This is a genomic window from Paraburkholderia diazotrophica, from assembly GCF_038900755.1.
GTDB classification, from domain to species: Bacteria; Pseudomonadota; Gammaproteobacteria; order Burkholderiales; family Burkholderiaceae; genus Paraburkholderia; species Paraburkholderia diazotrophica_A.
In genome coordinates this window covers 82,820-95,579 of sequence record NZ_JBBPEN010000007.1, presented here as the reverse complement: position 1 = coordinate 95,579, position 12,760 = coordinate 82,820, and the positions used below count along the sequence as shown (strand labels likewise).

Annotated in this window: 12 protein-coding genes and 1 pseudogene; 9 read left to right on the top strand and 4 right to left on the bottom strand. The window is 61.6% G+C overall.

What is annotated here, in order from left to right; genetic code table 11:
* Positions 1-23: 23 nt before the first annotated feature.
* Entirely contained in the window at positions 24-254 is a 231-nt protein-coding gene (locus AABE10_RS21910; protein ID WP_087738564.1) for a DUF3717 domain-containing protein, read from the top strand.
* A gap of 109 nt (positions 255-363) precedes the next feature.
* Here AABE10_RS21910 and AABE10_RS21905 read toward each other — a convergent pair.
* Positions 364-666: pseudogene (locus tag AABE10_RS21905) on the bottom strand (4a-hydroxytetrahydrobiopterin dehydratase); the annotation flags it as partial.
* 92 nt (positions 667-758) lie between these two features.
* Positions 759-1,649, bottom strand: a complete 891-nt coding sequence (phhA, locus tag AABE10_RS21900; protein ID WP_342935350.1) for a phenylalanine 4-monooxygenase — start codon at positions 1,647-1,649, stop codon at positions 759-761.
* A 143-nt stretch (positions 1,650-1,792) separates the two neighbouring features.
* Between phhA and AABE10_RS21895 the strand changes: the two genes are divergently transcribed.
* Entirely contained in the window at positions 1,793-2,284 is a 492-nt protein-coding gene (locus tag AABE10_RS21895; protein ID WP_342935349.1) for an Lrp/AsnC family transcriptional regulator, read from the top strand.
* 22 nt (positions 2,285-2,306) lie between these two features.
* Here the strand turns inward: AABE10_RS21895 and AABE10_RS21890 are convergent, their stop codons facing one another.
* Positions 2,307-2,837 carry a class IV adenylate cyclase gene (locus AABE10_RS21890; RefSeq protein WP_342935348.1) on the bottom strand — a complete coding sequence of 177 codons (531 nt, stop codon included), beginning with the start codon at positions 2,835-2,837 and terminating at the stop codon, positions 2,307-2,309.
* Positions 2,838-3,174: 337 nt separating this feature from the next.
* Positions 3,175-4,074, bottom strand: a complete 900-nt coding sequence (locus AABE10_RS21885; protein WP_342935347.1) for a LysR family transcriptional regulator — start codon at positions 4,072-4,074, stop codon at positions 3,175-3,177.
* 169 nt (positions 4,075-4,243) lie between these two features.
* Here AABE10_RS21885 and AABE10_RS21880 point away from each other — a divergent pair, with 169 nt between their 5' ends.
* From AABE10_RS21880 to AABE10_RS21850, 7 genes are all read left to right on the top strand, one after another.
* Entirely contained in the window at positions 4,244-5,767 is a 1,524-nt protein-coding gene (locus tag AABE10_RS21880; protein ID WP_342935346.1) for a CoA-acylating methylmalonate-semialdehyde dehydrogenase, read from the top strand.
* Positions 5,768-5,913: 146 nt separating this feature from the next.
* Complete coding sequence (locus AABE10_RS21875) at positions 5,914-7,629, top strand: choline dehydrogenase (protein WP_342935345.1); 1,716 nt, start codon at positions 5,914-5,916, stop codon at positions 7,627-7,629.
* A 247-nt stretch (positions 7,630-7,876) separates the two neighbouring features.
* Complete coding sequence (locus AABE10_RS21870) at positions 7,877-8,656, top strand: ABC transporter ATP-binding protein (RefSeq protein WP_342935344.1); 780 nt, start codon at positions 7,877-7,879, stop codon at positions 8,654-8,656.
* Positions 8,653-9,408, top strand: a complete 756-nt coding sequence (locus tag AABE10_RS21865) for an ABC transporter ATP-binding protein (protein ID WP_342935343.1) — start codon at positions 8,653-8,655, stop codon at positions 9,406-9,408. Before AABE10_RS21870 ends, AABE10_RS21865 begins: the two co-directional genes overlap by 4 nt.
* Before the next feature lie 48 nt (positions 9,409-9,456).
* Positions 9,457-10,671, top strand: coding sequence for an ABC transporter substrate-binding protein (locus AABE10_RS21860; RefSeq protein WP_342935342.1), 1,215 nt, complete (start codon positions 9,457-9,459; stop codon positions 10,669-10,671).
* A 130-nt stretch (positions 10,672-10,801) separates the two neighbouring features.
* The gene (locus AABE10_RS21855) at positions 10,802-11,686 is read left to right on the top strand and encodes a branched-chain amino acid ABC transporter permease (RefSeq protein ID WP_342935341.1); all 885 of its coding nucleotides are present in this window, start codon (positions 10,802-10,804) and stop codon (positions 11,684-11,686) included.
* Positions 11,686-12,657, top strand: a complete 972-nt coding sequence (locus tag AABE10_RS21850; protein ID WP_342935340.1) for a branched-chain amino acid ABC transporter permease — start codon at positions 11,686-11,688, stop codon at positions 12,655-12,657. Before AABE10_RS21855 ends, AABE10_RS21850 begins: the two co-directional genes overlap by 1 nt.
* Positions 12,658-12,760: the final 103 nt, after the last annotated feature.

The window sequence follows — 12,760 nt, the reverse complement described above, 5'->3', positions numbered from 1 at the left end:
GGCCTTCGACGGATCAGCAAGCCATGTCCGATATTACGATCTACGAACTGGAAGCCGCGATCAATTTCTGGCGTACCCGCTCGCCTTCGAGCGGCGACGAACTCGTTCTGTGCAAGGAGGCAAGCGCGCTCTCCAAGCCGTATGCGCTGATGATTGTACAGCGTCAGACCGCGCTGACGCAGGAAGGTTTGGACGAGAATGCCCGCGCCGCATGGGATTCTTACGTGTCCATTAAAAATGGCCTAACGAAGTGAAGGTTTGGTCGCCTGATGACCTGCAAAACGCTTTCACTTCGAGCTTTCATCTGTATTTTCTCGCGCGATCGGGTTTCTTCGGATCAACCTTCCCCGCAGCGCTTGCACATTATTTCCCGCTGGCCACTTCGTCGATAAAACGCGCAAGGCGAATATCGCGCTCGGTGACTCCGTTCGCATCGTGCGTCGACAACGTGATCTCGACGTTGCTGTAGACGTTGAACCACTCGGGGTGATGGTCCATCTCCTGCGCCTTGATCGCGACGCGCGTCATGAAGCCAAACGCTTCGTTGAAGTCAGCGAACTTGAATTGCCGCGTGATCGCGTCGCGGCCTTCGACGGTCTGCCAGCCATTCAGTTGCGCGACCTGTGTCGCGCGGTCATTGGGAGAAAGTTTCTGGATCGTCATCGTGTCACCTGTTGAGACCGTGCGCGTCTGCGGTTCGCCCGCGCGCGGATTCGTTCTATTTTTTCACGGTTGAATGTGCGCTGCAGGGCGCCGCGTCAGACGTCGCCGTCCGTCGCCCAGCCTTCGCCCGTGCCGCGCGTGATGACGCGATCCGTCGCGCGTACTTCGCCCGCCGGAAGCGGTGCCGCGTCGGCGAGCCTCGCCAGCAGCGGCGCAAAATCGGTGCGCGCGACTTCGAACAGCTGCGAGAAATCGTCGATGACGAAGTAGGTCTTCTGGAACGTGTCGATCCTGTACTGCGTCTGCATCACGCGCTCGAGGTCGAACGCAATGCGGTTCGGCGCGTCGCTTTGCTGGCTGTAGAGCGTTTCTCCCTTGCTCGACACGATCCCTGCGCCGTAGATCTTTACGCCGTTCGGGCTCGCCGCATCGCGAATCAGGCCGAACTCGACCGTGTACCAGTAGAGGCGCGCGAGCAGCGGCAACGCGTTCGCGTTGTGCGCGGCGAGGGCGGCGCGGCCGTACGCGTGCATGTAGTCTGCGAAAACGGGGTTGATTAGCAGCGGCACGTGACCGTACAGATCGTGAAAGCAGTCGGGCTCTTGCAGATAGTCGAGCTGATCGGGGCGGCGCATCCACCAGGTGACGGGAAAGCGGCGGTTCGCCAAATGCCCGAAGAACACCTGATCCGGCACGAGGCCCGGCACGGCGACGATTCGCCAGCCGGTCGCGGGCATCAACTGCTGGTTGATCGCATCGAACGAAGGCACGCTTTCCGGCGACAGATTCAGGCGCTCGACGCCTTCCAGGAACGCGTCGCAGACCCGCCCTTTGAGCAGCGCCGTCTGCCGCGTATAGAGCTGCTTCCATACCGCGTGATCGACCGCGCCGTAGCGATGCATCGGCTGGTCGATGGTGAAGTCCGCGCGGGTTTCGAGGCCGGCGTCGAATTGCTCCTTGAGTTTCGCGGTGTTCGGGACGGACATGGCTTGCTGCACCTGTTTCGGTCGGGAGATAGGACCGTGCAAGTGTAGAGCGGGCGGCACGCGGAAAGGGCGCAATATGGGCGCCGTTCGGCCGTCGGATGCGATAATCGTGCATCAAGTGCCTAAAAATGCGGAGAAATCACATGATAGAGCTCGATCACTTCGATCTGGCGCTTCTGGACGTGCTACAGCGCTTTGGGCGCGCGACGCACCAGCAACTCGGCGAACAGGTGCCGCTGTCACCGTCGCAGATCGGGCGTCGTTTGCAGCGGCTCGAGGCGATCGGCGTGGTCGACGGCTATCGCGTCGTGCTGCGGCCGGAAAAGCTCGGGCTCGGCGTGACGGCATTCACGAGCCTGAAGCTGAAGCATCACGGCGATTCGATCATCGAGCAGTTCCAGCAGCAGATCGACGTGCTGCCCGAGGTGCTGGAATGCCACGCCGTGGTCGGCGATGCGGATTATCTGCTGCGCATCGTGGCGCCGGATCTGAACGCGCTGTCGTCGTTCGTGATGAAAAAGCTGATGCGCGTGCCGGGCGTCGACAGCGTGCGCTCGAACATCGTGCTGACGACGTTCAAGCGCAACGGCCCGCTGCCACTCGGTCATCTGGCGCCGGGCGCGCCGGCCGCCTGACCAGCAGTGGTCCTTTCGCGGATCAGGCGGCCTTCAACGGCTCCTGATTCAGCATATCGACATACGCAACCGCGACGAGATCCGACTCCGGCACGCCAAGCTTCGCGAACATCGCGTGCGCTTCGGCCTCGCCGTCTTCTTCATCGTCATCCTGCGCGAGCACGACTTCGAGTTCGACGAAATCGCCCAGACCGTCCACCCGATCCAGATGAATCCGCGTGCGTCCGACGATATAGACGTGGCGCTCCTTTGTGACGATGCCGCGCGTCGTGAGCGCGGTGGCGAGCAGCGAGTGCATCGCCTCGGGGTTCGTCACCGGGCTGCGCGTGTAGTACGACGCTTTCGGGCCGTCGCGGTCGTCGCGCTGATAAAAGATCAGCTCTGAGGGCGTGCCGTCGTCGAACTGCCGCAGCTTCAGACGGCCGCGCGGCACGTCATAGAAGAAGTCCTGCTGGCGGAAAATCAGCGGAGCGTCAGGCGAAAGGGCTGCGGCGCGCTCGCGAAGCTGCTCGAACTGCTGGGCGCGGGCCTTGATTTCGATGTTGCGTGCCATGTGAAGCTCCTGTCGGAAGGTGAGGGTGAACGGCTTCTGACGACGGGAACCGCCTGCCTCGATGAGCTGAGGCGTCCGCCGATCGCGTCATAGGCCCGTCGTCAGGGCCAAAAAGGGGATGAAGCGGGATTTGAAGCCGGATGTGAAGCGCATTCCAGGAACAGTGGGAAAACGGCAAAGCGTCAATCTAGCAAAAAGCTCATGACGATGTAGTTAAAGCCCACGGCGCCCGAAGGGTGCTCAATCGGTGCTCAAAGACGCTGAAAACGCCGCAGTGTCATGAGGTCGGCTGATATCGCGCAATGCGATGAGTCATCCGCCTTCATGCGCTCGCTGCTCAAGTCGACCACTGCTGTTCGATCAGCTTCAGCGCGGCGGCGATCGCCGGCTCGTCCTTCTGCGCGGCGAGCGTGATGAAGGTCAGTTCCGTGGGCACGGTCACGCCTTCGACAATCGTCAGCGCGTGCGCGTGCGCTTCGGCAAGCGCGGTCGAATCGCGTGCAAGCGTGAGGCCGACGCCCGATTTGACGAGATCGAGCATCGACGGTTCCTGGTCCACTTCAGCGACCTGGTTCGGCTTGACGCCCGCCTCGGCGAAGCGGCGCGTGAGCAGCCGGTTGTGCGCGGACGCGGGCGGCGTCCAGATCCACGGCAGCGCGGCGAGCGCGCGCCAGTCGCGCGCGCCTTTCACGCGCTCCTTCCAGCCGGCGGGCGCGAGCACGCGATACTGAAAGTGCGTCAGCGTGACGGCGTGGAAGATCGCGCCGTCGCGCGCTTCGTCGTCGGCGGGCTGTCCGATGTAATAGCCGACGTCCAGTTCGCCCGCCCGCACCTGATCGCGCACCCAGCCCGACATGCCGTGCCGCAACTGCGTTTCGATGTGCGGCCATGTTTCGACGAGTTGCTTCAGAAAGCCGCCGAGCCGCAGAAACGTCGGGTCGAGAATCGTGCCGATGCGCAGGCGCCCGCGCACTTCGTGGCGCAGCGTGGCCGCCGCGCGTTCGACGTCGCCGGCCGCCGCAAGCGCGCGTTCGGCGTGCGGCAGCAGCGCCTGTCCGTCGCGCGTGAGCGCCAGCCCATGCGACGTGCGGGTGAACAGCGTCACGCCCAGCGCAGCCTGCAGATTCTTGATCTGCAGGCTGACGGCCGGCTGGCTCAGATGCAATTGCGCCGCGGCGCGCGTCAGATTGCCCTCTCGCGCGACCGTTGCGAATGCGCGCAGCAAAGTCAGGTCCATCCGCTGATATTAACGCGCCTTATATGGCAGTTGAGCATTACTCATTGGATTCGCAGGGCGTTTGCCGATTACGCTTGAACGATGATTGGATGATGATGCGAGGAGGCGCATGCATTGCGCCGCAGCATCGACTATCAAAAGCACAACTTTTCAGAACCCAGGAGACATCATGAGCGAGACCGATCAGACCCGGGCGCAAGCGCGCGCACTGACACATATGATCAACGGCCGACCCGTCGATGGCACGAGCCAGCGCTTTGGCGACGTGTTCAATCCGGCGACGGGCGATGTGACGTCGCGCGTGCCGCTCGCGAGCGTCGCCGAAGTGGATGCGGCCATCGCCGCCGCTAAAGCCGCGTTTCCCGCATGGAGCGAAACGGCGCCGATCAAACGCGCGCGCGTGCTCTTCAAGTTCAAGGAGCTGCTCGACCGTCACCACGACGAGCTCGCGGAACTGATTACGCGTGAGCACGGCAAGGTGTTCTCCGATGCGAAGGGCGAAGTCATGCGCGGCATCGAGATCGTCGAGTTCGCGTGCGGCATTCCAAATCTACTGAAGACCGATTTCACCGATCAGATCGGCGGCGGCATCGACAACTGGAATCTGCGTCAGCCGCTCGGTGTGGTTGCGGGCATCACGCCGTTCAACTTCCCGATGATGGTGCCGTGCTGGATGTTTCCCGTCGCAATCGCGTGCGGCAATACGTTCGTGCTGAAGCCGTCCGAACGCGATCCTTCTGCATCGAACCGTCTTGCCGAACTGCTGAAGGAAGCAGGCTTGCCGGACGGCGTATTCAACGTCGTGCATGGCGACAAGGTGGCCGTCGATGCGCTGCTTGCTCATCCCGACGTGAGCGCGCTGTCGTTCGTCGGCTCGACGCCGATTGCCGAATACATCTACACGGAAGGCACGAAGCACGGCAAGCGCGTGCAGGCGTTGGGCGGCGCAAAGAATCACCTCGTCGTGATGCCGGATGCCGATCTCGATCAGGCTGTCGATGCGCTGATCGGCGCGGCCTATGGTTCGGCTGGCGAGCGGTGCATGGCGATTTCGGTGGCCGTCGCGGTCGGTCACATTGCCGATGAGCTGATCGAGAAGCTCACGCCGCGCGTGAAGTCGCTGAAGATCATGAACGGCATGGAAGCGGAAGCCGAAATGGGTCCGCTCGTCACGGCGGCCCATCGTCAGAAAGTGTCGGGTTATATCGATGCGGGTATAGAAGCGGGCGCGACACTCGTCGTCGATGGACGCGGTCATCAGGTGCCCGGTCACGAGAAGGGCTTCTTCCTTGGCGGCACGCTGTTCGACAACGTGAAGACCGACATGAAGATCTATCGCGAAGAGATCTTTGGTCCGGTGCTGTGCGTCGTGCGTGTGCCCGATTTCGCTTCGGCCGTCGAGCTGATCAACAAGAACGAGTTCGCGAATGGCGTGTCGTGCTTCACGTCGGATGGCGGCGTCGCGCGTGCGTTTTCGCGGCAGATTCAGATCGGCATGGTCGGCATCAATGTGCCGATTCCCGTGCCGATGGCATGGCACTCGTTCGGCGGCTGGAAGAAGTCGCTGTTCGGCGATCACCATGCCTATGGCGAAGAAGGCGTGCGCTTCTATACCCGCTACAAGAGCGTGATGCAGCGCTGGCCCGACAGCATCGCGAAGGGCGCCGAATTCACGATGCCCGTCGCGAAGTAAGGCGGCTTCAGTGCAATAGCAGGGCACAGGCATTGCCCTCGTTCGAGGGCAATGCCGCACAGCGAAGTAGAAGAAATCACGAGACACACCAAACGCCCAAACCGCGACGAGATGCCATGCAACGTGGCCATGCGAAGGAGACAAGGGTGAGCACGACAGCAGAATCACGCGCAACGAGCGCAAGAAAACTCGAAGGCGAGTTCGATTACATCATCATCGGCGCGGGCACGGCGGGCTGCGTGCTGGCCAATCGCCTGAGCGAAGATCCCGACGTCACGGTGCTGCTGCTCGAAGCAGGCGGCAAGGACGATTACCACTGGATTCATGTGCCCGTCGGCTACCTCTATTGCATCGGCAATCCACGCACTGACTGGCTCTATAAAACGTGCGCGGAGCCCGGACTCAACGGACGCGCGTTGTCGTATCCACGCGGCCGAGTATTGGGCGGCTGCTCATCGATCAACGGCATGATCTACATGCGCGGCCAGCGCGAAGACTACGATGAATGGGCGCGCGTGACGAACGATGCGTCGTGGTCGTGGGATGCCGTGCTGCCCGTCTTCAAGCGCAGCGAAGATCACCACGGCGGCGCGAACGAATTTCACGGCGCGGCTGGTCAATGGCGCGTCGAGAAGCAGCGTCTCAAATGGAAGATCCTGGAGAAGTTCGCCGAAGCCGCGCAGGAAACGGGCATTCCCGCCACCGACGATTTCAATCGCGGCGACAACACTGGCGTCGGCTACTTCGATGTGAACCAGAAGCGCGGCATTCGCTGGAATGCGTCGAAGGCGTTTTTGCGGCCTGCGATGAAGCGGCCCAATCTCACCGTCATCACGGGCGCGCACACGCAGCGCGTCGTGTTCGAAGGCAAGCGCTGCGTAGGTGTCGAATATCGCGGCGACAATGTCGAGTACGTCGCGAAAGCGCGCATCGAAGTCATCATGAGTTCAGGCGCGGTGAACTCGCCGCAACTGCTCGAGCTGTCGGGCATCGGTAACGGCGCGCGTTTGCAGAACCTGGGCATCGAGGTCGTGAATGATCTGCGCGGCGTCGGCGAAAATCTTCAGGACCATTTGCAGTTGCGCATGGCCTACAAGGTGCACGGCGTGCGCACGTTGAATACTGCCTCGGCGCATTGGTGGGGCAAGATGATGATCGGCCTGCAATATCTGTTGATGCAGAGCGGGCCGATGTCGATGTCGCCGTCGCAGCTCGGGGCGTTCGCGAAGTCCGATGTCGACGACAGATCGCTCACGCGCCCCGACCTCGAGTATCACGTGCAGCCGCTTTCGCTCGACAAGTTCGGCGAGCCGCTGCATCGCTTCAATGCTTTCACGGCATCCGTGTGTCATTTGCGGCCCACGTCGCGTGGCAGCATTCACATCGAGTCGCGCGACCCGCATGCGCCACCGTCGATCGCGCCGAATTATCTATCGACGGATTACGACCGTCATGTGGCCGCCAATGCATTGCGTCTCACGCGCCGTATCGCGGCCGCGCCCGCGTTGAAGCAATACAGGCCAGAAGAAATCTTGCCGGGCATCCAGTTTCAGACCGAGGAAGAATTGAAGATTGCCGCGGGCAATGTCGGCACGACCATCTTCCATCCTGTCGGCACGTGCCGCATGGGCGCGGCCGATGACCCAGGCGCCGTAGTCGACAGCCGCTTGCGCGTGCTTGGTGTCGAAGGGCTGCGCATCGTGGATGCATCGGTGATGCCCACCATCACATCGGGCAACACGAACTCGCCGACATTGATGATCGCCGAGCGCGCGAGCGACATGATTCGCGCTGACCGTCGCGCACGAAGAGACGCCGTCACGATCGAAACGCACAGCGCGTCTACGATGTCCGTTGCATGACACGCAACGTTTAACGTTTCATTCGGCGAAGGTCGCATTAAACACTAAGTGCAAATCCCAATGATTGCGCTGCATCATTGGCGAGACAATGGCATCCATGCTGCGTGGTGCGGCATGGATGACCGTCCGCGTTGGTGCACCACGCCACGATTGGCTCGGGGGTGTCTTCGCCAATGAACAGTCGCGCCGGATCCTCGCGCGAAATAAAACGCGGTAGTGCTTCGCCTTACTTCGCATGGAAGGGAACATGATTCTCGGCGATACGATACTCGAAACGCGCGGGCTCACACGTGAGTTCAAGGGTTTTACCGCAGTCAACAGTGTGAACCTTCGCGTGAAGCGCGGTTCTATCCATGCGCTTATCGGGCCGAACGGTGCGGGCAAGACCACCTGCTTCAACCTGCTCACCAAATTTCTCGTGCCCAGTGCGGGTCAGATCGTCTTTAACGGCGTCGACATCACGGGCGAGCGTCCGGCGCAGATCGCGCGCCGCGGCATCATCCGTTCATTCCAGATTTCCGCTGTATTTCCGCATCTGACGGCATTGCAGAATGTGCGCATCGGCTTGCAGCGTCAGCTGGGCACGGCGTTTCATTTCTGGAAGAGCGAGCGCACGTTGAGCGAACTCGATGACCGCGCAATCGATTTGCTGACGCAGGTCGGTCTGACCGACTTCGCCGATGTGCGCACCGTCGAGCTGTCGTACGGCCGCAAGCGCGCGCTCGAAATCGCGACGACACTCGCGATGGAACCTGAACTGATGCTGCTCGATGAACCGACGCAAGGCATGGGTCACGAAGACGTCGACCGCGTGACCGCGCTGATCAAAAAAGTATCGAGCGGTCGCACGATCCTGATGGTTGAACACAACATGAATGTGATTGCCGGCATCTCCGACACGATTACCGTCCTGCAACGCGGCGAGGTGCTCGCCGAAGGCACGTACGCGGAAGTCTCGAAGAATCCGCTCGTCATGCAAGCCTATATGGGCAGTGCGGACGCGGCGCTTGCCGGAGCGCATGCATGAGCACAGTGAGCGAACAGGAAAACACAGCAGTCAGTGCGGTGAGCGGCGAACCGGCTCTGGAAATCGCCGGCCTGCAGGCGTGGTATGGGGAATCGCACATCCTGCATGGTGTCGATCTGACCGTGAGCCGCGGCGAAGTCGTCACGCTGCTCGGCCGCAATGGCGCGGGCCGCACCACGACGCTGCGCGCAATCATGGGCCTGACGGGGCGCCGCACGGGCTCGATCCGTGTCGGCGGGCGCGAGACGATTTCGATGCCGACGCATCGAATCGCTCACTGCGGCGTCGGTTATTGCCCGGAAGAGCGCGGCATTTTTTCGAGCCTGTCGTGCGAAGAAAATCTGCTGCTGCCTCCGCCCGTCGGCGACAAGTCGTTGATGATGTCGGTCGACGAGATCTACCAGATGTTTCCCAATCTCCAGGAACGGCGGATGAGCCAGGGCACGCGGCTGTCGGGCGGCGAGCAACAGATGCTTGCCGTCGCGCGCATTCTGCGTACGGGCGCGAATCTGCTGTTGCTCGATGAAATCTCCGAGGGTCTTGCGCCTGTGATCGTGCAAGCCCTCGCCCGCATGATCGTGACGCTGAAGGCTCGCGGCTACACGATCGTCATGGTCGAACAGAACTTCCGCTTTGCGGCGCCGCTCGCCGATCGTTTCTATGTGATGGAGCATGGACGCATCGTCGAGCACTTCGGCGCCAAGGAGCTCGAAAGCAAAATGCCGGTGCTGCACGATCTTCTCGGGGTGTAAGCGCCTGATTGCCTCTGACAACCACAACGCAGAACGAAGGAGACAGTAATGAAAAGGAAGACACTCGCGCGACTCACGTCAATCTGTTTTGCGGCTGCCGCAAGCATCGCATTGACGGCGGGCAGTGCGCGGGCTGCCGACGATGCAGTGAAGATCGGTTTCATCACCGACATGTCGGGTCTTTATGCCGACATCGACGGGCAAGGCGGTCTCGAAGCGATTCGCATGGCAGTGGCAGATTTCGGCGGCAAGGTCAACGGCAAGCCGATCCAGGTCGTGTACGCGGACCACCAGAACAAGGCCGACATCGCCGCTTCGCGCGCGCGTGAATGGTTCGACCGCGATGGCGTCGACATGCTGGTCGGCGGCACGAACTCGGCGACGGGTCTGTCGATGAACCAGGTCGCTGGCGAGAAACACAAGGTGTACATCAGCATCGGCGCGGGTGCCGACACGCTCACGAACGAGCAGTGCACGCCGTACACGATTCACTATGCGTACGACACGACGGCGCTCGCGAAGGGCACCGGCTCGGCCGTGACGAAGCAGGGCGGCAAGACGTGGTACTTCCTGACGGCTGACTACGCGTTCGGCAAGGCGCTCGAAAAGGCGACCAGCGACGTCGTGAAGGCCAATGGCGGCCAGGTGGTCGGCGCGGTGCGTCACCCGTTGTCGGCATCCGACTTCTCGTCGTTCCTGTTGCAGGCGCAAGCATCGAAGGCGCAGATTCTCGGCCTCGCGAACGCGGGCGGCGACACGATCAACTCGATCAAGGCCGCGAAGGAATTCGGCATCACGAAGTCGATGAAGCTCGCCGCGCTGCTGATCTTCATCAACGATATCCACAGCCTGGGCCTCGAAACGACGCAGGGCCTCGTGCTGACGGACAGCTGGTACTGGAACAAGGACGCCACGACGCGCAAGTGGGCGCAGCGCTACTTCGACAAGATGAAGAAGATGCCGTCGAGCCTGCAGGCGGCCGATTATTCGGCGACGATGACGTATCTGAAGGCCGTGCAGACGGTTGGTTCGACGGACGCCGACAAGGTGATGGCGCAGCTGAAGAAGCAGAAGATCGACGACTTCTATGCAAAGGGCTACATCCGTCAGGACGGCAGCATGATCCACGACATGTACCTGATGCAGGTGAAGACGCCGGCCGAGTCGAAGGAGCCGTGGGATTACTACAAGATCACCGCCACGATTCCGGGGGAACAGGCGTTTACGACGAAGCAGGAAACGCGCTGCGCGCTGTGGAAATAAGCGGCGCCGAGGAGCGCCTGCCCGTCTCGTTCATGTAGACGAAGCAGGCGTCGATGTTCTGCGTGCTGGATGTGTGGGGCCTTCGCGGGCCTGACGCGTGCATGCCGCTTTCACTTTGACGACGGCTTCAATGGATATCTTTGGCATTCCGCTACCGGCGATGCTCAGCCAGCTGCTGCTCGGACTCGTGAACGGTTCGTTCTACGCGATCCTGAGTCTGGGACTGGCCGTGATCTTCGGTCTTCTCAACGTGATCAACTTCGCGCATGGCGCGTTGTTCATGCTGGGTGCGATGCTCACGTGGATGGGCCTGTCGTATTTCAGTCTGCCGTACTGGGTGATGCTCGTCCTTGCGCCGCTGATCGTCGGGCTGTTCGGCGTGTTGATCGAACGCTCGATGCTGCGCTGGCTGTACAAGCTCGATCACCTCTATGGCCTTCTGCTCACGTTCGGTCTCACGCTGGTCGTCGAAGGCGTGTTCCGTTCGATCTACGGTTCCTCAGGGCAACCGTATGACGTGCCGTCGGCGCTCGAGGGCGCAACCAATCTCGGCTTTATGTTCTTGCCGAACTATCGGGCCTGGGTGGTCGTCGCGTCGTTGATCGTATGTTTCGTGACGTGGTTCGTGATCGAGAAGACGCGACTCGGGGCGTATCTGCGCGCGGGCACGGAGAACCCGAAACTCGTCGAGGCATTCGGCGTGAACGTGCCGATGATGGTCACGCTGACATACGGCTTCGGCGTTGCGCTGGCCGCGTTTGCAGGCGTGCTTGCCGCGCCCGTGATCCAGGTCTCGCCGCTGATGGGTCAGCCGATGATCATCACCGTGTTCGCCGTCGTCGTGATCGGCGGGATGGGCTCGATCATGGGCTCGATCCTCACAGGCCTGCTGCTCGGTGTGATCGAAGGGTTCACGCGTGTGTTCTATCCGGAAGCGTCGGCGACGGTGGTCTTCGTGATCATGGCGCTTGTGTTGCTCGTGCGTCCGGCGGGTCTCTTCGGCAAGGAAAAATGATGCAGAGAAAAGCGCTCTACGGTTTGCTGCTGATCGCGCTCATCGTCGCGCCGTTTGCCGGCGCATACCCTGTGTTCGTGATGAAGGTGCTGTGCTTTGCGCTGTTCGCGGCCGCATTCAATCTTCTGATCGGCTATACGGGCTTGCTGTCGTTCGGGCACGCGATGTTCCTGGCGACGGCCGGCTACATCACCGGCTACACGATCCAGACGGTCGGCCTGTCGCCCGAACTCGGCGTGATCGCGGGCACGGCGGCCGCGACGCTGCTGGGTCTGGTGGTCGGGCTGTTCGCGATTCGTCGTCAGGGCATTTACTTCGCAATGGTGACGCTCGCGCTCGCGCAGATGGTGTACTTCGTGTTCCTGCAAGCGCCGTTCACCCACGGCGAAGACGGCCTGCAAGGCGTGCCGCGCGGCAAGCTGTTCGGCGCGCTGAGCCTTTCATCGGATCTGACGCTGTACTTCGTCGTGCTCATCGTGATGGTGCTGGCGTTTCTGCTGATCGTGCGCATCGTGCATTCGCCGTTCGGACAGGTGCTGATCGCGATCAAGGAGAACGAGCCGCGTGCGATCTCGCTGGGCTACGACACCAATCGCTTCAAGCTGCTCGCGTTCGTTCTGTCGGCGGGTCTCGCGGGTCTTGCGGGGGCGCTGAAGGTGCTCGTGCTCGGCTTCGAAACGCTCGGCGACGCATACTGGACGATGTCAGGTCTCGTCGTGCTGATGACACTGGTAGGCGGCATGGGCACCCTGTTCGGGCCGCTGCTGGGCGCCGCGTTGATCGTCGCGCTAGAGGACCGGCTCGGCGACATCGGCGGTGCTATTGCGTCGGTGACGGGCGTTGACTGGTTTCATTCGCTTGGCGAATCCGCGACGATCGTGATGGGCGTCATCTTTATTCTCTGCGTGCTGGCGTTCAGGCGCGGCATTGTCGGCGAGATCGTGCAGCGCTTCAAACCGCTGCGAGCATGACCGGTTGCTGAATTGATTCGGCATCCAGATCAATCGCGTAAAGCGACTGATTTGCGCCGAAAACGAAGCGAAACTACCAGAACGCGCCCCAATTTTGTGCGGC